The 20,955-nt window shown below is 42.2% G+C and carries 13 protein-coding genes; 4 read left to right on the top strand and 9 right to left on the bottom strand.

Annotated elements, in window-relative coordinates; genetic code table 11:
• Both KFO40_RS22955 and mazG read left to right on the top strand, forming a co-directional pair.
• Positions 1-1,080 (top strand): ATP-binding protein (locus tag KFO40_RS22955; RefSeq protein WP_248005618.1); only part of this gene is annotated, 1,080 nt, incomplete at its 5' end.
• Between the two features lie 37 nt (positions 1,081-1,117).
• A complete protein-coding gene (gene mazG, locus KFO40_RS22950) occupies positions 1,118-1,906 on the top strand; it encodes a nucleoside triphosphate pyrophosphohydrolase (protein ID WP_008020955.1) in 789 nt (262 codons plus the stop codon).
• Positions 1,907-2,088: 182 nt separating this feature from the next.
• Here mazG and KFO40_RS22945 read toward each other — a convergent pair whose 3' ends face one another.
• From KFO40_RS22945 to KFO40_RS22925, 5 genes are read right to left on the bottom strand one after another with little or no spacing between them, the layout of a single operon-like run.
• Positions 2,089-2,556: a hypothetical protein gene (locus KFO40_RS22945; protein WP_074707476.1), complete on the bottom strand. Its 468-nt coding sequence runs from the start codon at positions 2,554-2,556 to the stop codon at positions 2,089-2,091.
• A gap of 27 nt (positions 2,557-2,583) precedes the next feature.
• The gene (locus KFO40_RS22940; RefSeq protein WP_074707479.1) at positions 2,584-2,961 is read right to left on the bottom strand and encodes a hypothetical protein; all 378 of its coding nucleotides are present in this window, start codon (positions 2,959-2,961) and stop codon (positions 2,584-2,586) included.
• A gap of 47 nt (positions 2,962-3,008) precedes the next feature.
• Positions 3,009-3,560 (bottom strand): RNA polymerase sigma factor, encoded by a 552-nt coding sequence (locus tag KFO40_RS22935; RefSeq protein ID WP_008016827.1) that lies wholly within the window; start codon positions 3,558-3,560, stop codon positions 3,009-3,011.
• Between the two features lie 24 nt (positions 3,561-3,584).
• Positions 3,585-5,126 carry a L,D-transpeptidase family protein gene (locus KFO40_RS22930; RefSeq protein ID WP_232305827.1) on the bottom strand — a complete coding sequence of 514 codons (1,542 nt, stop codon included), beginning with the start codon at positions 5,124-5,126 and terminating at the stop codon, positions 3,585-3,587.
• On the bottom strand, positions 5,116-6,054 hold the full coding sequence (locus tag KFO40_RS22925) for a ribonuclease Z (RefSeq protein ID WP_009039701.1): 939 nt from the start codon (positions 6,052-6,054) through the stop codon (positions 5,116-5,118). The genes KFO40_RS22930 and KFO40_RS22925 overlap by 11 nt, the downstream gene beginning before the upstream one ends.
• Positions 6,055-6,563: 509 nt before the next feature.
• On the opposite strand from KFO40_RS22925, the gene KFO40_RS22920 reads away from it, so the two are divergent.
• Positions 6,564-7,565, top strand: coding sequence for an IS110 family transposase (locus tag KFO40_RS22920; RefSeq protein WP_004297445.1), 1,002 nt, complete (start codon positions 6,564-6,566; stop codon positions 7,563-7,565).
• Positions 7,566-7,703: 138 nt separating this feature from the next.
• On the opposite strand, the gene rpsA is transcribed toward KFO40_RS22920, so the two are convergent.
• Positions 7,704-9,503, bottom strand: a complete 1,800-nt coding sequence (rpsA, locus tag KFO40_RS22915; RefSeq protein ID WP_117685026.1) for a 30S ribosomal protein S1 — start codon at positions 9,501-9,503, stop codon at positions 7,704-7,706.
• 96 nt (positions 9,504-9,599) lie between these two features.
• On the opposite strand from rpsA, the gene KFO40_RS22910 reads away from it, so the two are divergent.
• Positions 9,600-15,641, top strand: coding sequence for a DUF3320 domain-containing protein (locus tag KFO40_RS22910; protein ID WP_211146839.1), 6,042 nt, complete (start codon positions 9,600-9,602; stop codon positions 15,639-15,641).
• Between the two features lie 50 nt (positions 15,642-15,691).
• Here KFO40_RS22910 and KFO40_RS22905 read toward each other — a convergent pair whose 3' ends face one another.
• The 3 genes from KFO40_RS22905 to KFO40_RS22895 form a co-directional block, all read right to left on the bottom strand.
• The gene (locus KFO40_RS22905) at positions 15,692-16,822 is read right to left on the bottom strand and encodes a retron St85 family RNA-directed DNA polymerase (RefSeq protein WP_049703296.1); all 1,131 of its coding nucleotides are present in this window, start codon (positions 16,820-16,822) and stop codon (positions 15,692-15,694) included.
• 207 nt (positions 16,823-17,029) lie between these two features.
• Entirely contained in the window at positions 17,030-19,237 is a 2,208-nt protein-coding gene (locus KFO40_RS22900; RefSeq protein ID WP_032811709.1) for a DUF5686 family protein, read from the bottom strand.
• A 168-nt stretch (positions 19,238-19,405) separates the two neighbouring features.
• The gene (locus KFO40_RS22895; protein WP_008645685.1) at positions 19,406-20,230 is read right to left on the bottom strand and encodes an Rpn family recombination-promoting nuclease/putative transposase; all 825 of its coding nucleotides are present in this window, start codon (positions 20,228-20,230) and stop codon (positions 19,406-19,408) included.
• Positions 20,231-20,955: the final 725 nt, after the last annotated feature.

Raw genomic sequence — 20,955 nt, 5'->3', positions numbered from 1 at the left:
AGCCATATGCTCGGACTTGTTGGGCCACGCGGAGTAGGTAAAACCACCATGTTCCTTCAACATATCAAGCAGAACATGAATCCGAAAGACACATTGTATGTTTCAGCAGACAATATGTACTTTGCCGATAATTCCCTAATTGACCTAACAGACAAATTCAGCAAACAAGGTGGCAAGCACCTATTTATTGATGAAATACACAAATACCCTAACTGGTCTCGTGAATTGAAGCAGATATTCGATTCTTATCCTGATATGCAAGTTCTTTTCACCGGTTCCTCTATTTTAGATATTTATAAAGGAACGGCAGATTTAAGCAGACGTGCCCCCATCTATGAAATGCAAGGGCTGTCTTTCAGAGAATATTTAAGTATGTTCCATCAAATTCATGTACCAGTCTACACATTAGAAGAGATACTGGAACATAAAGTTGAAATTCCGGGAATAGCACATCCACTTCCGCTATTCGCTGAATATATACAACACGGCTATTACCCGTTTAGCAAAGATATCACTTTTGAAATCGAGTTGAACCAAGTAATCAACCAGACTATGGAAAATGACATACCTCAATATGCTAATATGAATGTCTCCACAGGACGTAAATTGAAACAACTGTTGATGATTATTGCCAAAAGCGTTCCATTTAAGCCTGTCATGCAAAAACTTGCTGACATCATTGGAGTTAGTCGTAATTATTTAAGCGATTACTTACTTTATATCGAGAAAGCGGGGATGATAGCTCAAGTTCGCGATGACACAGGCGGGGTCAGAGGTCTGGGCAAAGTAGAAAAAATATATCTTGATAATACTAATCTCATTTATGCATTAGGAGGAGAAAATTCCAATATCGGTAATATCCGCGAAACATTTTTTTATAACCAAATGCGAGTTAAACAGGATATTATATCTTCCAAAATCTCAGATTTCCAAATAGGAGAAAGAACATTTGAAATAGGCGGAAAAAACAAAGGACAACAACAAATAACCGGAGCCAAAGAAGGATACATTGTAAAAGATGATATAGAAACCGGATACGGGAATATTATTCCACTTTGGAATTTCGGAATGAATTATTAATAATAGCCTTATAACAATTTTAATACAAAATATATTTATGTCACATACCAGACAAGAACAGATGGAAGCCTTCGGACGCTTCCTGGACATTCTCGACGAACTGCGTGTTAAATGTCCCTGGGACCGCAAACAGACCAATGAAAGTCTGCGTCCCAACACCATAGAAGAGACTTACGAACTTTGCGACGCCCTGATGAGGGATGACAAGAAAGAAATCTGCAAGGAATTGGGCGACGTATTATTGCACGTTGCTTTCTATGCCAAGATAGGCTCGGAAACAGGAGATTTTGACATCAAAGATGTTTGCGACAAACTGTGTGATAAACTGATTTTCCGTCACCCGCATGTATTCGGAGAGGTAAAAGCAGAGACAGCAGGACAAGTTTCCGAAAATTGGGAACAGTTGAAGCTAAAGGAGAAAGACGGCAATAAGAGTGTATTGAGCGGTGTACCCGCTGCCCTCCCCTCGCTCATCAAGGCTTATCGTATTCAAGACAAAGCCCGTAATGTAGGTTTCGACTGGGAAGAGCGTGAACAGGTATGGGATAAAGTGAAGGAAGAAATCGGAGAGTTTCAGGATGAAGTAGCTAATATGGATAAGGACAAGGCAGAAGCTGAATTCGGCGACGTCATGTTTAGCCTTATCAATGCAGCGCGTCTCTACAAGATCAATCCTGATAACGCTTTGGAACTTACCAACCAAAAGTTTATCCGTCGCTTCAATTATTTGGAGGAACATACTATCAAGGAAGGAAAAAGCCTGAAGGATATGTCTCTTGAAGAGATGGATGCTATTTGGAATGAAGCAAAGAAAAAAGGACTGTAAGACCTATGAGTAACATTGATTTACATGCCAAACAGGATATTCCACTATTGATTGCAGAAATAGAACACTTAAAATCAATGTTGTCTAAATAAAAAAAATAGAGGCTCTATTCCGTGCGAGTAGAGCCTCTATTTTACTCAAACAGAACGTCTATTCATACGAGTCAGACGCTCTGTTTTTCTTTATTTCTTCTTCGAATCGTTTCCTTTATCCTTGCCACGATTCATTCCTTTTATCATCTCCCGGTGGAAGCGCATTTCCGCACGCTGCACGAGAAATATCTTCTTACTGGAAAGAATCCTTTTGAACTTACCCAGATAAGTCTTATCAAGCTGATCGGCAGCAATACGATTGTTGGCTATCTTATCGTTGATTTCTGCATATTGAGCTTCCGTTGTCTTATCATCTTTACCTTTGCGCATCAAATCCCACGATTCATCATTCAGCTTCTTCTTCTTATCCTGGAGTTCAAAATAGACGGGAAAGAACTTGGCTGCCTCCTTTTTACTCAATCCTGCCTGTTCGGTAATGAATTCCTTTTGTTTTGCCCTGAACTCCTCCCGGGATAAATGCTGATCACATCCGTCAGCAGCCCAAAGAACAGGCATAAAGCCACACAACAAAACAACCCATGCGATTAGTTTTCTCATTTTCTGTATTCAATCAGTTTTAATAAATCATTCTACACTTGTGTCACTCAAATAAACATATAACGAATAATCATCCAGCATAGCACGGTCCAGTGCCACATCCAGCATTTCGTCCGATACGACTTCAGTATCCACCTCCGTCACCGCCACTTCATCGACCGCAGCAGGCTTGTGATCTGTCGACGCTACCCGGATAATCAGGGCCGCACCTACAAACATAGCAGCGAGATAGAGCAATGGTTTCAGTCTTGTCCATGTGCTGACAGATTCTTCCTTGAAAACTACTTTTTCTTTTTCAGGAAGTTTATTCATTACCTCCGAAGTCAGGTTTTCAAAGTAACCATCAGGCACTTTGAAGGAATTTTCCTTACCAAGCTTCTTCAATAGGATATCTTCTTCTTTCATACGTTTTTCTCCTCTCTTTTACTTAGACAACGTCCAATTTAAAAGGTTTAATCTATTTCTTCTAAAAACTTCTCTATTTTCTTCACCGCATGATGATATGACGCTTTGAGCGCACCAACCGATGTACCGAAGATTTCCGACATCTCTTCGTATTTCATTTCCTGATAATATTTCAGATTGAACACCATACGCTGTTTTTCCGGCAAAGTCAATAGAGCTTTTTGCAGACACAACTGTATTTCGTCGCCCGAAAAGTAGGAGTCACTTTCCAGCTTCTGCACAATCGCAGCTTCAGGATCGTCAATATCCACGGTAGTCATAGCGCGCTGCTTGTTCAGAAAGGTAAGACATTCGTTCAGCGCGATGCGATAGAGCCAGGTAGACAGTTTCGCCTCGGCACGGAAATAATCAATATTCGTCCATGCCTTGATGAAAGTGTTTTGCAGGAGATCGTTCGCATCCTCATGCGACAGTACCATCCGGCGGATTTGCCAATATAATTGCTCGCTATACTGCGCCACAATCATTTCAAATCCTTTCCGCTGTGTACTCTCCTCCTGAAGGAGTTTCAGAACTTCGCGTTCGTTATAAGGAATCATAATCTCTTGTATCTGTATGTTTATTTATGGTTTCAAATTCAGGTTGTTCATTGCCTCTAGTAAAGACGAATCATATTTATAAATGTCCTCACAATACCTCAAATTATTATCGGCAGACAGATAAACCGTCTGATAATCTATAAATAAAGGTATATATTTCTCTAAACTATAATGTTTCAGTTCGCGGTAGGCCGCACTGACAGGCAGCTTCTTCCCCTCTTCACTTACCGGCTTGATATCCATTGCAATACGGATACGGTCTTCCAATAATTCATCCGGTTCTTTCAACAGGAAGAAAGCGAAGTCGAGTGCTTTCTGAAGGCGGACGCAACCGTGGCTCACCGCACGATTGTTTCGCGTGAAAGCCCACCGGGAAGGAGTATCGTGCAGGTATACAGAATGAGGGTTAGGGAAACGGAAGATGATGCGTCCCAATGAATTCCCCGTTTTATTGTCCTGCTTCACCGTATAGGGTACGCCTTTTCCTGCATATTTAGCCCAATTAACCTGATGAGGGTTTACTTGCAAGCCGTTCTTATCGTATACCTTCATGCGGTTACGGGTGAAATAGGTCGTATCTCTGCGATAAGTAGGGATGATTTCTTTCCTGATAATACTTTGAGGTACATTCCAGTACGGATTCAGTTCCATATAATAAATCCTGCTCGACAACAGAGGAGTTTTATTTTTCACGCTCCCCACACAGATACGCATCTCCAGGATAGAGTCCGTTTCTTCGTTGATTGCCTGCAACATGAATGCCGCCACATTGGCTATCACATATTTCTGTCCTTTATCCAATGCATATTGCCAACGCGCCCGCTCCATATTTACCAACAGACGATTCCGGTAATAATCCGTAGTATCCGTTTTCCCCCAAGCATTTACACGAACCAGTTCTTCCTGCATCTTGCGATAAAGCGGAGAAGAAGGTTGTACTCCACGAAGAGCAGCAATTGGATTTGCACGCAAGGAATCGAGGGCGGCATTTGCAAAAGTAACATCACAATGTTTTAAGGGAATACGATTGATCGAATCATTCCATCTGCGTTCCGAAGGCAGGAAACCAAACTTCAACTGGCACACATACGAAAGATATGCGGCTGTCAACTGATATTCTACATCTGCCAACAGACGGTTCATTGTCTTTCCTTCCTGCAACTTCAAAGAACGTATTTGTTGCAATCTCTCACGGATGCTATCGACCGAATAAAGATTCGGGTTAATACCATGCCGTGAAATGTCTCCCAGCCAGAACAACATAGAGTCCGCCACCTGTGCGGCAGGTTTATCGGACACAAGCGAGTCATTCAACCAGAAGAATTCATCTTTTTCCCGATAATGGGCCAACAAAGCCGAATCCCAGGGAGTTACGGGGCTTTCGTTCAAATAGGAACGAATCATCAGACGAATACTGTCGGCATCTATTTGATAAGCAGGGTTGAACAGTTCTTGCAGGGAAGCCAGAGAGTCCGGTATCGGAGATTGGGGTTTCTCTTTCTTACAGGCTACCAAACAAACGACGAACAGGATTACCGCTCCCCAAAGCAGGCGTCTATTTCTCATACACAGTTCCTCCATCAACGTCAATACACATATTCTCTTTCGCTAAAATGGTTTGCGGGAAAATGGCGGATGCTTCATTAAGCAAAATAGATTCATCCTCGTAACGGGCTGAAAAGTGTCCGATCACCAATTGTTTCACATTGGCGTCCAAAGCTAGTTGTGCGGCTTGCGCAGCCGTAGTATGATAAGTTTCCTTAGCACGTGCCTGCTCTGTCTGCGCAAAGGTAGCCTCATGGAAAAGCAAATCTACATTGCTGATTTGTTCGGCAAGCGACGGGCGATAGATTGTATCGGAGCAATAAGCATATTTACGAGCCGGAGCTGAAGGACGGGTCAGGCGTAAATTAGGTATTACTTCTCCTTCAGGAGTTACAAAGTCTGCTCCGTTCTTGATACGGTTCAGTTCATAGACGGGGACTTTATAAAAGTCCACCATGTCTCTGATAATATGGTTCGGACGCTGTTTCTCTTCAAAAAGGAAACCGCAGCAGGGAATTCGATGTTTTAAAGGGATAGTAGTTACAGTCACCGAACGGTCATCGTAGATAAGCATCGGTTCTTTCGTTTCGAATTCATGGAAGAACACCTTATAAGTCAAAGTCTTACAAAAGAAAGCAAGCATCGGTGCAAACAGTTCTTCCAGTCCTCGTGGAGAATGAATATGCAAATCGGCTGTTCTTCCCAATAATCCGAATGTAGAAATCAGCCCCAACAATCCGAAACAATGGTCACCATGTAGATGAGAGATGAAGATATGATTCAATCGGGAAAATTTCAGTCGCGAACGGCGTAACTGCATTTGTGCTCCCTCGCCACAATCAATCATAAATAGTTTTTCACGCAGGTTTACGACTTGAGAGGTCGCAAAATGTCGCGTAGTAGGCAAAGCGGAACCGCATCCCAATATATGTAACTCAAATTTTTCCATGGTATGCAAAGATAAAGCATTTCAGATTCAATCTTGCAAAGGAAGAAACTTTTTTTTCTATTCACCACAGAGGACACGGAGGACGCAGAGGGTAAGAAGGGTAAGGAGCATATGGAGAGGATGCGGAGGAGAAGAAGAGGGTAGATTTATATAAATAAAATATATCGCCATCGTTAGTTTGTTAAATCAAGCCTTCACACCCTCTGTATTCTCCATATCCTTCCTGTCCTCTATATCCTCTCCATATCCTCCCTACCCTCTGTGTCCTCTGCGTCCTCCTTTAGATTTGCACTGTGAAAAATAAAGGTTGAAATATTACCTTTGTGGTTAAAACAAGTTAACCAAGGAAAGCAGGTGACCCATTGTGTTCTCTAGGCAGAAGCCCTATCCACGGAATTAGTCCTTCTTTCCTTATCAGTTGAACAGATCCAATTAGAATTTTAGGTCGTTGGCCTATTAAAGGATATAGTTTGTTCAACCTATGGTTAACCCTTTAATAGTGCAAAAATATGGAAAAGAAATGGTTTATTGGCATTGACATCTCAAAAAAAACTTTGGATGTTGTTATTTACGTTCCTACAAAGAAACATGCGGACGAAACAAATTATGAACGCTTCTTAAACAAAGAAGAGGGCTACAAATCTCTTCTTTGTTGGTTGAAAAAGAAAAACATGGCAAAGAAAAGGCTGGTCATTAGTATGGAAAATACGGGTATTTACAGTTTTGACTTATGCCTTTTTCTAGAAGCAGCATCCATCGATTACTGTTCTTTCAATCCTCTTCATTTAAAACGTTCCTTAGGCTTGGTACGTGGGAAAAATGACCGTGTAGATGCCGAAAGAATAGCCTATTTTGCTTATCTTCATCGGGATGAACTATCTTACTCTAAGCTGTCAGGGAGTTCAATTATCCGTTTGCGTGACTTTGCTGCAGAGAGAAAACGTTTTGTAAAGCAGCAAGCTGAATACAAAGGTTTTCTCACTGATAGAAAAGATTGTGAAATGACTTCTACCATTGAGCGCGCTGCCCATATGGTAAAGATACTGGATGAAGAAATTGCAAGTGTTGAAGAAGAAATGCTGCAAATTATCAATTCAGACCCATCTATTCTCCGAAATTATGAGCTCTTAAACAGTATTAAAGGCATTGGGACGATCAATGCGATGAATACAATCATACATACTAATAATTTTCAGGCATTTGAAACGGCACGTCAATATGCATGTTATTTAGGTATTGCTCCTTTTGAGCATTCTTCGGGAACAAGTATTAAAGGTAAAACAAGGGTTTATCCCACGGGAGCAAAACTATTGAAAGCGGATCTTTCACAAGCTGCTAATTCAGCGATTGTATGGGATAAGGAAATGAAAGAGTATTATGAAAGGAAAAGGAAGGAAGGGAAAGCTTATGGAGTAGTGCTAAATGCAGTCAAGTTTAAACTAGTAGGAAGAATGTTTGCTGTGGTCAAAAGGGGAACACCCTTTGTGGAGTTAATGACTTACAAAAAGTAAACGGACTGAAATAGCCCGTTTAACTTCTTTAACTGTTTTTTATAGGCCTATTATTTGCATAGGTCTTAGAATTCTGTGGTGAATAAAAAAAGGCGCCCCCAACCGGGAGCGCCTTCATCAGAAAATATTCTGTTCAGATTATTTCTTTCCTTCCAACTGTTCTTTCAATGCAGCCAGAGCGTCAATGTCGCCCAAAGTAGTTGAAGCAGCTTGGTTTTGGATCATCGGAGAATCTTCTCTCTTACCAGAAGATGCTTTCTTTGCGCCAGAAGTAGCTTTCTTTTCTGCTCTTTCTTCAGCTTTAGCTACATCTTCGAAGATACGGCTGTGAGACAAGATGATTCTCTTAGCGTCTTTGTTGAACTCGATCACTTTGAATTCAAGTTTCTCATCCAACTGTGCTTGTGAACCGTCTTCTTTTACAAGGTGTTTCGGAGTTGCGAAACCTTCTACACCGTAAGGAAGAGCTACAACAGCACCCTTATCCAACATTTCGATGATAGTACCTTCGTGTACAGAACCTACAGTGAACACTGTTTCGAATACATCCCAAGGATTTTCTTCGAGTTGTTTGTGGCCAAGGCTCAAACGACGGTTGTCTTTATCGATTTCCAATACCTGAACTTCGATGTCAGCACCAATCTGTGTAAATTCTGACGGGTGTTTTACTTTCTTAGTCCAAGAAAGGTCAGAGATGTGGATCAAGCCGTCTACACCTTCTTCGATTTCTACGAATACACCGAAGTTAGTGAAGTTACGTACTTTTGCAGTATGCTTAGAACCTACAGGATACTTCTCTTCGATTGTTTCCCATGGATCTTGTTTCAGTTGTTTGATACCCAAAGACATCTTACGTTCTTCACGATCAAGTGTCAGCACAACAGCTTCTACTTCGTCGCCTACCTTCATGAAATCTTGTGCAGAACGCAGGTGTTGGCTCCAAGACATTTCTGAAACGTGGATCAAACCTTCTACGCCCGGAGCGATTTCGATGAATGCACCGTAGTCAGCCATAACGACCACTTTACCTTTCACCTTGTCACCAACCTTCAAGTCAGTATCAAGCGCATCCCATGGGTGCGGGGTCAGTTGTTTCAAGCCAAGAGCGATACGTTTCTTTTCGTCATCGAAGTCAAGGATAACAACGTTGAGCTTCTGATCCAGTTCAACCACTTCTTTCGGATCGCTAACGCGTCCCCAAGAAAGGTCAGTAATGTGAATCAAACCGTCTACGCCACCAAGGTCGATGAATACACCGTAAGATGTGATATTTTTAACAGTTCCTTCAAGAACTTGTCCTTTTTCGAGTTTACCGATGATTTCTTTCTTCTGTTGTTCCAGTTCAGCTTCGATAAGAGCCTTGTGAGATACAACAACGTTTTTGAATTCCTGGTTAATTTTAACCACTTTGAATTCCATTGTTTTGCCAACGAATACATCATAGTCGCGGATCGGTTTAACGTCGATTTGAGAACCCGGCAAGAATGCTTCGATTCCGAATACGTCTACGATCATACCACCCTTCGTGCGGCACTTGATGTAACCCTTGATAATTTCTTCATTTTCCAGAGCAGCGTTAACGCGATCCCAAGAACGAGTAGCGCGGGCTTTTCTGTGTGACAGAACGAGCTGTCCTTTTTTGTCTTCCTGGTTTTCGATGTATACTTCTACAGTATCACCTACTTTCAGGTCCGGATTGTAACGGAATTCATTCAAAGGGATGATACCATCTGATTTGTAACCGATGTTCACAACTACTTCACGCTTGTTCATTGCGATTACGGTTCCGTCAACAACCTCACGGTCGTTCACTTTGTTAAGCGTACCGTCGTAAGCTTTTTCAAGTTCATCGTGGCTAACGTTGGTTACTGTTTCGCCATTTTCATAAGCATCCCAGTTGAAATCTTCAATAGGAGCTACGTTCTTTAAGTTTTCCATTAATAATAAAATTGTTTAATACTTTAATTAAATAAGACATTATATTATCTATAAATCGGGCGCAAAGGTAGAAATATTTTCTTGATTGACAAAAGAATGGCAGAAGAAAAGAGATTTATATCCGTATTTTTTGTAATATTGCAATCTTTAATTTATACAGTTTTTGCCATGGACGAGAGATTGGACAAAGTCAAGGTGCAATGCGACTATTTACCGCTTATTAATTTTGCGATACAACAAAACGGAGCATCGATCATTCATCAGCTTTCTATTGAGAACACGACATCTGCCCCACTGAAGGACATTCAGGTAGTAATCACGACAGAACCGACTTTCGGAAACGCCGCTCCGATGGCTGTTGAACAGATCCCGGCCAACGGTTCGATCCGTCTGTCGTCATTCAATCTCACTTTGTCCGCCAACTACTTCACACAACTGACCGAACGTTTATCCGGCAACCTGAAAATTGAAATTACTGCTGAAGCAGAACCGATATTCTGCCAAACATATCCTATCGACATCCTGGCATACGACCAATGGGGCGGACTCAACGTATTGCCCGAAATGCTGGCTGCTTTCATCACTCCCAATCATACGGCTATCTCGCCGATTATCAAAAGAGCTGCTTCCATCCTGGGGCAATGGACCGGCAACCCGTCTCTCGATGAATATCAAAGCCGCACTCCGGACAGGGTGAGGAAACAGATGGCTGCCATCTATACAGCTATCGCGGAGCAACAGATTATATACAGTACCGTTCCCGCCAGTTTCGAAGAATATGGGCAGCGTGTCCGGTTAGCCGATTCTGTGATGGCACAGAAATTGGGAACCTGCCTGGATATGGCTTTGCTCTATGCTTCCTGTCTGGAGGCAATCGGGCTGAATGCTTTAATCGTCATCACGCAAGGGCATGCCTTTGCAGGCGCCTGGCTGGTGCCGGAAACTTTCCCGGATCCTACGATTGATGATGTTTCTCTATTAACGAAAAGAACAGCGGAAGGAATCTACGACATTACTTTGGTTGAAACGACCTGCATGAATATGGGACATTCGTCCGATTTTGACGATGCGGTGAAGAAAGCAAACGGAAAGTTGGCGGACGGGAATAACTTCCTTCTTGCAATAGACATCAAGAGAGCGAGATATTCGGGTGTACGCCCCATCCCTCAACGTATTTTGCACGGACAGGTATGGGAAGTCGACGAAAAAGAGACCAACATTCAGAAAAGTGCCGTTCATGCCACCCCGCAAAGTATCAATCCGTATGATTTATCGGGCAATGAAACCCAGACCGTAATCACCAAACAACTGTTATGGGAAAGGCGGTTGCTGGACTTGAGCCTTCGCAACAACCTGCTGAATATCCGGATTACCAAAAACACGCTCCAACTGATCCCGGCTAATCTGGCCTGCCTGGAAGATGCATTGGCCGACGGTGAAGAATTCCGCATCCTGCACCGCCCTGCCGATTGGGAAAGCCCGGCGATGGATTTCGGAATTTATTCCTCTGTACCGGAGTCTGATCCGGTGGTTGGTTTCATCAACTCGGAGCTTTCACAGAAAAGACTGCGTTTTTATCTGTCCGAAAACGATTTAGGCAAAGCACTGACTCACCTATACCGTTCCTCGCGTACCTCTATTGAAGAAAACGGAGCCAACACTCTTTATCTGGCTCTCGGACTTTTGAAATGGTATGAGACTCCTTCCAGCGAACGTCCCCGCTACGCTCCCATCCTGCTAATGCCGGTTGAAATCATCCGTAAATCGGCAGCTAAAGGCTATGTAATCCGTTCACGGGAAGAGGAAACGATGATGAATATTACGTTATTAGAAATGCTTCGCCAAAACTTCGGAATTACCGTATCGGGATTAGACCCGTTGCCCACCGATGAAAGCGGCGTTAACGTCAAACTGATTTATTCCATCATTCGTAACAGTATCAAAAACCAACGTAAATGGGACGTGGAAGAGCAGGCCATCTTAGGCATCTTCTCTTTCAATAAGTTCATCATGTGGAATGACATTCACAATAATGCCAATAAACTGGTTCAGAACAAAATTGTGTCAAGCCTCATCAACGGAAAGATAGAATGGGAAGCCGCAACAGAAGAAATAGACGCAACGGATATGGACAAACAACTGTCGCCAACGGACATCGTTCTGCCTATCATCGCCGATTCTTCGCAATTGGAAGCCATTTACGAAGCCGTACACGATAAGACTTTTATCCTGCACGGCCCTCCGGGAACGGGTAAATCGCAAACAATTACCAATATCATCGCCAACGCGCTTTACAAAGGGAAACGTGTCTTATTCGTTGCGGAAAAAATGGCTGCCCTCTCCGTTGTTCAAAACCGACTGGCGGCTATCGGTTTGGCTCCGTTCTGTTTGGAAATTCATTCCAACAAAACAAAGAAATCCGCTGTTATCTCACAACTGAAAGAAACAACGGAAATTATCAGGCAGACACCTCCCGAAGAATTCAAAAAGGAAGCGGAGCGTTTGCTGAATTTGCGGGCGGAACTGAATCAGTATATTGAAGCCCTGCATAAAGAATATCCGTTCGGAGTTTCACTATACGACGCCATTATCCATTATCAATCTGTAGACGTCGAACCTTGTTTTGAGATTCCACAACCTTATCTGGATACATTAGACAAAGATACATTTGCGCAATGGGAAGAGGCTATCGAATCGTTAGTCAGAACCGCCAATGCGTGCGGACACCCTTATCGGCATCCATTAACAGGCATCTCGATTTCCGAATATTCATCTGCCGGAAAAGAAGAAGCCTCCCAATTACTTACCGGTTTCATTGATTTATTAAATACCATCCGGCAGAAGTTGGACGTATTTTCCGTACTTCTGAAAGATACGGATATACACCCTACACGCAAGGATTTCCAAACGATTGCCTGTATCATCCGGAGAATACTCGATATTCCGGAGCTGACTCCGAGATTGCTGACTCTGCCGTTATTGAATGAAACGCTGAATGAATATCGTGAAGTGGTGGTTCATGGGCAAAAACGTGATGAACAAAGAAAAGAGATAGAGGCAGGATTCACCAAAGAGATTCTGTCTATCAACGCAAAGCAGACGGTAGCCGAATGGAACCGGGTATCCGATCAATGGTTCCTTCCCAGATATTTCGGTCAGCGAAAAATCAAAAAGGCTATCAACATCTATGCTTTAAAAACCATTGAAACAGAAGACATCAAACCGCTACTCCACCGGATTATCCGGTATCAGGAAGAAAAGGACGCTGTTCAGAAATACACTGGCCAACTCCCCTCTTTGTTCGGACGATTCGGCAAGAATGAGGATTGGACTGCCATTGAGCAGATTATCAATGATATGGCTTCTCTTCACTCACATTTGCTGAATTACGCAAAGGACATTGCCAAGGTGTCACAAATCAAACAGAATTTGTCTGTACAGCTCACAGAAGGGATTCAAACATTCAGAGATATTCACGCTCACTCTTTCAATGAACTGTATCAGTTGTCGGATACACTCACAGTCATTGAAAAGAAGTTGTCCGGCACGTTGGGTATATCAACAGAAGAGCTTTATACCTCTTCAGCCGACTGGATAACGATTGCGCTATCAAAAGTCCAAACCTGGAAAGATAACCTCGACAAACTCAAAGACTGGTATCAGTGGTTACAAGCATACCAAACTCTGAATAAACTGGGAATCGGATTTGTCGCGACAGAATATAAGGAAAAGAATATCCCTACCGACCAACTGACAGACATCTTCTGCAAGAGTTTCTACCAGGCGGTTATTCAGTATATCATTGCCAAAGAACCCACGCTGGAATTATTCAACGGCAAAATTTTCAACGATATTATTGCTAAATACAAACAAATATCCGCCAAATTCGAAGAAACGACCAAAAAAGAATTGTTTGCGCGGCTGGCTTCCAACATTCCGTCTTTTACTCACGAAGCTATCCAAAGTTCCGAAGTGGGCATCCTTCAAAAGAATATCCGCAACAATGCTCGTGGCATATCCATCCGCAAGCTGTTCGATCAGATTCCTACTTTATTGTCGCGTATGTGTCCGTGTATGCTAATGAGCCCGCTTTCCGTCGCTCAATTCATTGATACGGATGCTGACAAATTCGATTTGATTGTCTTTGACGAAGCGTCACAGATGCCTACTTATGAAGCGGTGGGCGCTATTGCCCGAGGCAAAAACGTGATTATCGTGGGGGACCCGAAACAAATGCCTCCTACCAGCTTCTTCTCGGTCAGCACCGTAGATGAAGATAATATTGAGATGGAGGATTTGGAGAGTATTCTTGACGACTGCCTTGCTTTGTCTATCCCTTCCAAATATTTATTGTGGCACTATCGAAGCAAACATGAGAGCCTCATCGCTTTCAGCAACTCCGAATATTACGATAACAAACTGATGACTTTCCCTTCTCCGGACAACATTGAATCGAAAGTCAGGATAGTCAACATCAACGGTTATTATGATAAAGGCAAATCGCGCCAAAACCGGGCGGAAGCTCAAGCGGTGGTAGACGAAATAGCCAGAAGATTGAGAAGCGAGGAATTGAGAAAGAAAAGTATCGGTGTGGTGACTTTCAGCATCGTTCAGCAAGCCTTGATAGAAGACTTACTTTCCGACCTCTTTATCTTCCATCCCGAACTGGAAACTCTTGCTCTGGAATGTGACGAACCGTTGTTTATCAAAAACCTGGAGAATGTGCAGGGAGATGAACGGGACGTTATTCTCTTTTCTGTGGGCTACGGTCCGGATGCGGAAGGACGTGTCAGCATGAATTTCGGCCCATTGAACCGGGTAGGTGGCGAAAGAAGGTTGAATGTGGCCGTTTCCCGTGCCCGGTATGAGATGATTATCTATTCCACTTTAAGATCGGATATGATTGACCTGAACCGGACTTCCTCTATCGGAGTAGCCGGATTAAAACGTTTCCTCGAATATGCGGAGAAAGGAACTAGGAATACAATCAACAGTGTGACAGCCCAATCAACGGAAACAGCAGCCTCCATCGAGAATATCATTGCCGATAAACTGCGTTCATTGGGATACACCGTGCATACAGACATCGGATGCTCCGGTTACAAAATAGATATAGGTATCGTTGACACCGAAAATACCTCCAACTATCAATTAGGTATTATCTGCGACGGCAAAAACTACAAACGTACCAAGACCGCACGTGACCGGGAAATTGTGCAAAACAATGTACTGAAAGCACTCGGCTGGGATATCTACCGGATATGGACTATGGACTGGTGGGAAAAACCGGACGAAGTAATAGCTGCTATTCAAGAGGCTATCGCACGCAAAAAGAGTTCAAAGGTTAATGCCCAAACAACGACAACCACCGAAATTGATTCTGCCCCAATGACAGCAGAAAAAGAATCTGTGAACAAAGAGTCGACAGACAAAGAAAAAATAACAAAAGAAGAGCCAATAAAAGAAGAGTCAATAAAAGAAGCAGTACCGACTGCAGAGAGAGATAACAATGAAATTTCATTTGTACTCAAAGCATCACCTGCCACTTCTGAAAAGCAAACTGCTTCCGCATCTTCCGCACAAAGCGGAATACAGCAAAAGTACCGATCGGCAAAGATCACTCCAGGCAGCTATTCGCCGGAAGACTTTTTCTTTAGTGAAAGCTATTCTATCCTCACTTCTCAAATACGGAAGATTATAGAGAATGAAGCTCCGGTCAGCAAATCATTGCTTTGCAAGAAGATTCTGTCTGAATGGGGAATCAGTCGTTTGGGAGCACGGGTAGAATCACAGATAGAGACAGCTTTAGATGCACTAAATATCTATCGCACCGAACATGAAGGATTTGTTTTTTGCTGGAAAAACAGAGAGCAATGCATCTCCTACTCTATTTATCGTCCGGTTTCCGAGCGGGAAGCGACAGATATAGCTCCCGAAGAGATAGCCAATGCCATCCGACAACTGTTGACAGACTCCATCAGCCTGCCTGTGGCAGATTTGATAAAAGCATGTGCACAACAATTCGGCTTTGCCCGTATGGGATCGAACATAGACGCTGCCATGCAAAGAGGTATTCGCGAAGCCGTGAAAAGGAATTATGCCAAAATTGAAAATGAACGGGTGACGATTGCGGATTAAATGTTGGTTCGAGTGATCCTGTCTAGTAGATTCAGGTGACAGAAATTAGATCAATACCCTTTCTCCAAACGTTTCAGGGCAGCAATAGAATCGGATACATAGCTATTGTCCGGTTCTATTGACCGCCAATAACAAAGCTCTCCAATCAGCCGTTTCAGATAGACAGGATCACTCGAACCAATCCGTCGCTGATGTTCTGCCAAACCTTTCGTCAGGATGAAATAGACATTCTTTCGGATTTCCCTCTTTCTGGCTTTAGGGATAGTCAGTTTCACACCGGAAGAGATGGACACTCCCGTGATAATCTTTCTACCATACTCATTGATGAAACGGGTCTTTTTATGATTCGGTTCGAATTTCTCATCACGAATGATTTGTTTAATACGGGGAATAATCTGCTCTTTGGGAAATACATCTCCCGAAAAAGTCAGGTCATCGGCATACCGGGTATAAGTCAGTCCGTATTCCGCTGCCAATGCCGCCAACTTCCTATCCATCTCATAACTAACGATATTACTTAACGACGGACTTGTAGGCGCTCCCTGCGGCAAATGTCTGTGCAAACAACACAACGTTCCCAATACTTTAGATACATTTTCCGGATAACCGATCTTCTCAAATGTCTTTTTCACTCTCGGACTCCGTATAGAAAAGAAAAAATCATGAATATCCATTTTCAACACATACCGCTTTCCTAAATGAGGATTGGCATTGTCGACTACAGAATGACCGTTCCGGAAACCTACCGCTGCCGGATGAATCATCGTTACAGGTGATAATATACGTGAATTAATAGTCGCTTGAATGGATTGCATTGTTTTGTTAGGAGCAGAGATCATACGATACCCTCCTTTTCTTTTTCTCATCCAAAATTCCCGGTAATGTACAGAAACGTTTCGTAGTATTTCCTTCAATTGTCCCGTTTCCATTCCCAACAGATTGGCACACCAGACAACAGCCGATTCATCATACTTTTGAACATACTGTGCTCTTGAAACTGTCGCTCCCAAAGCATGCCTAAGCCAGGCTCCATGCTCCCATTTTACTTTAGTAGTCTTTTCTTCCTTACTACCGTCTGTCGCTTTCCATCTTTTATACCCCTCTTGTTTTCTGCTTGAGGAAATCATCTTATAAATCAGAAAACCTGTGACAATAAGTATCGTTATTAGAATTCCGTCCATTTTGTATTATGTATATAAACAAAGAGAAGAGAGGATGAGTTATTTACTAAAATAAATTTAGGTATTTATACCTTAGAATTTATTTTCTAGGAAAAACACCTGTGCTTACGAGGCGACTACACCTCTTTGATGCTAAATTCGGCCCTCATCCTCTCTTATACAAAGATAAGTATAATCTTTCGATAAAACAACCGGAACGGGGAAAAACTATCGGTTGAACAACTCAAACGTGAACTTACAGCCTATTCCTCCGAATTTCCAGTTTTCGCTGCTTACGAAGACTCCCACGTCGAAAATATGCGTACCGATGCCATATCCGACTTCCAGATAAGGTTGAAGATGCGGCATAGAAAGTGCACTGATGTAAATACGTTCATTCTGCACATAACGGGTGTACTTCATCAGATGCCGGAGAATAAGGAATGGAGCTTCGTAGGTGAAATGTCCCCGCACATAACGACGGGAGGAGTTATACCAACGTGAGTCAAGCACCTGAAATACTCCGCCGATTTCATCATTCCAGCCTACGGGAAGATTATGGCGGGAGAAATTGGCAAAGTCCACAAAATACAGTTCATCCTGATTGGTGAATGCCCCGAATCCGAAACGATAATAAATATTACGCATCAATCCCATCCGGATTTGATGCTGAAGGTCAAACTCTATTCTTTCATATTCGCCCGTACTTTTAAATACTCCTTTAATTCCCCGTTCATAATCGACCGAGAAGGTTGGATAGATAGAATGCAAATTTATCTTTCGCTTTCCGTTCATATAATAATAGAGTCCCGGCGTCCACTCTATCCGGATGCGGGGAGCGAAACTGATATAAGTGTTCTTGAATTTATCCATAAACTCCGGAGGCGGCATCGGATAATCACCGGTAATCACAAAACGGGAAGGCTCTACGGCTGTTCTTTTATGGGCAGAGAACCCCAGACCGATATCCAGTCCGTTGACTATCTCAACTGTATGGCGGAAGTTAAAATACAAGTCCTTGAAATAATCAAGATGAATTAAATCGAAATTAAAGATACTATCCGGCATGGCTTTCAGTTCGTCGAGCACCTTACTGCTATAGATACGGTTACCATTACCCACATTCAACCGGAAGAATCCCCGTTTCTGCGGCCAGTATTCAAAGTCGGCATTCAACGACCAGTAGAACTCTTTACGCGTGAAGTTGTATCCGAGTTTCGGCACAATACGAAGTAATTTATCCCCTCTGAAAAGACGGTTGTAACGGAAATCCTGTCGATAAGACAAACCGTTGCTTCCGCTATAACTGAATAAAAGCGGATTTATAAACGGAGAGAACCGTACGCTTCCGATATTGGACAAATTGAATTTATAATCTTCTACCATCAAGTCCCCCATCGTTCCCCAAAAGGCCTGACTCTTGGATGGCTTTTGTATGGTAGCCGTGTCACGTCTAAGCGCATTGTCGAAATATAGTTTTTTCTCGCTCTCGTTCAAAGGGATCGGGCGCATGATAGCAAAGGTAGAGGCGTCCGTTTTATAAGCATTCGTATCACACTGCAAGGAGAAAGATTCCGAAAGATTATATTTCCTCTTCTCTTTCTTACGTACCTTCTTTTCTTTCAGTTCGATGGATTTATAATCTAAAGAAGCTGTATAATTACCATCTACCTTATTTCCGAGGAATTTGAAAAGGGCTTCTACATCATAACGCACCGGCAGGAATTCATTTTTCTTGCCGACATCTCCCATCTGAATCCAACAGGTAAATGTTATCAGTTCCGATCTTCCCGAAAAACGGATTTCACGAACACTCCAGACGTTGCTGCTAACCACCATATATCCACCTACCAACTGATCGCTCTTGGTACGGGGAATAAAGCGGACTCGATAATCCAGATTATTAGGATCTCCCATCACACTGTCTATCTGGTATTTATAGTATTTCTGTCCGTTTTTAGCCAGTGGTGATAACAAGCGTTCATCATTCAGCAGAGACGAAGAGTAGATATTTACATTAAAGTATTCGAGCAAGCCCGGCAATCCCCTGTTTCCTCTCACCGTTCCCTGGGAGGCTTTTACTTTCTGGTCGTAAATATTGGGAGCCGTATAATGCAAGTCACTGTACGTTTCAAGCAAATATTCGCGAACGCCCTTTTGCAAACGAAACATGGAAGGCACATAGCGGAGAATAAAATTCTTCTTCTGAATGTCCATCTTACCTTTTATATATAGGTTCGCTCGATATTCGCTGACTATCGTTTCATACAAAGGCGCAAAGGTCATCACACGTTCTATGATGGAGTCGGCAGAGATTTCCTGATGAGTATAAGGATTCATTATATAATTATTGGCTGCCCCCTTTGATATAAAAGAGAACAGACACAATATGCATCCTATCAATATTTTATCTCTCAATTGTCGTATCTCCTTCATTAACGTAGGCAAATATAAAAAAGAATATCGAAAAGCAATGGAATTAAGCTACTAAAAAGAGTTATCAGGGGAAGGAAGCTTTTCACACCGGATTAATATAAATATAAGAATAAACAAAAACGACTCATGTTTGAATGCATGAGTCGTCTATTAATAATAGGAGAAAGATTATAATTTCTCTATTTCTTCTTTCGAAATACCCGTAGATTTTATGATAATATCATTATCCACTCCTAATTCTTTCAATTTACGGGCTGTTTCCCGTATACCTTTTTGTATACCTTTTTGTTCTGCAAAGTCCAACGTATTAAAATAATCGTTGTAAACTTTCCATTCTTCCTCGTACTGCATTCTTTCCTCCTGGGTCATATTCGCTTTGGAGGCTAACTTTTCCAGTCGTTCAAAAACGGCTTTACGAGCCTTGAAAGGCATTCGATCAAGTGTATCCATGTGCTTTAATATATAAATCCAGCGTTCAAAATCATTTTCACATTCATCCTCTTCTTTATTAAAGTTCGGCAATTCAATAAAAATCTGCCGGAACTTACTATTGAAAAGCTTACCTGTATCCCTGTCAGAAAGGACAACATCCGTTCTGATTTTAGAGGGTATATCCTTGTCCATCACGAAGTTCATGAAGAACACTCCGTACACAGCATCTAATTGAAAGTTCCAAATCCCTTTTCTCGCTTGTTGGGTAATAGCCCTAGAGAGATAGAAAAGGGCACGGTCTTTAAAGTAAGGCTGTTCCCGGTTCTGCATTTCTACGATAATATGCTCCCCCGTATTGGTTCTACAATATATATCATAGATAAGTCCTCGTTCTGTTTTTACTTCCGGCTGCTGTTCGTTGTTTAGGAACTGGATGTCGGTAATTACATGCTCTCCTACGAGCAAATCATTCAAGAAGTCGATTAATAACTCCTTTTCTACCTCTCTGCCGAATAAAAACTTAAAGCCAAAATCGGTAAAGGGATTGATAAATCTTCCCATTATTTCTTGTATCTCAATTATAGAACAAAGATAGAGTTTTTTTGTTGAATAGTGTCAAGTATGGGAGGATAAAATAAAATAAAATCAAACCAATACCTAACATGAAGTATATGGTTTGATACTACGTAATATCGACTCTATATCACGATTTTAAAGTTGATTTATGAATAGACAACTAAAGTCGTCTGTTCGGTCAACTAAAGTCAGCGACTTAGACAACTGCAGTCGGCTGTATGGTCAACGGCAGTCGGCTGATACCATGTTAACTATTTCAATCTGTTATACGGTCATATTCATCTTCTTATATCCTTCCATATAAGGAAACGCCTAAGCTTTTGTTTGAACCGGGGGAGCTTTTCGTTAGAGTGTGAAGGGTGTGAAAAGCTAAAACGAGGTCATTAAATCACAGCAAACATCTGTCATACTACAACTTACGAGTCTGTGAAACTTGTGGAAGGCAAAAGTAAACTTTTATTTCTAAGTTGACAGAGAAGTTGATATACTTTATTTTACCATGATTTTTGAAAAGAATCAAACCACCGCTAGTTTGATTCATAACGGTACATAAATGAACTAAATGATAATTTTGCGGAGTGCCCTGAAAGGGCTTAATTATATAGCGTAGGGCAACGCCCTACGTAAAAACGACAATCTGAATTTGCGCCCTGAAAGGGCATAATTGTATACGGTTCTGCCCTTTCAGGGCTTGTGGCTGGTGTGTTTTT

Origin of the sequence: Bacteroides sp. 1001302B_160321_D4 (assembly GCF_015667765.1) — a bacterium.
Classification (GTDB): domain Bacteria; phylum Bacteroidota; class Bacteroidia; order Bacteroidales; family Bacteroidaceae; genus Bacteroides; species Bacteroides xylanisolvens.
The sequence above is the reverse complement of the archived record's forward strand: the minus strand, read 5'-3'. Positions and strand labels throughout refer to the sequence as shown.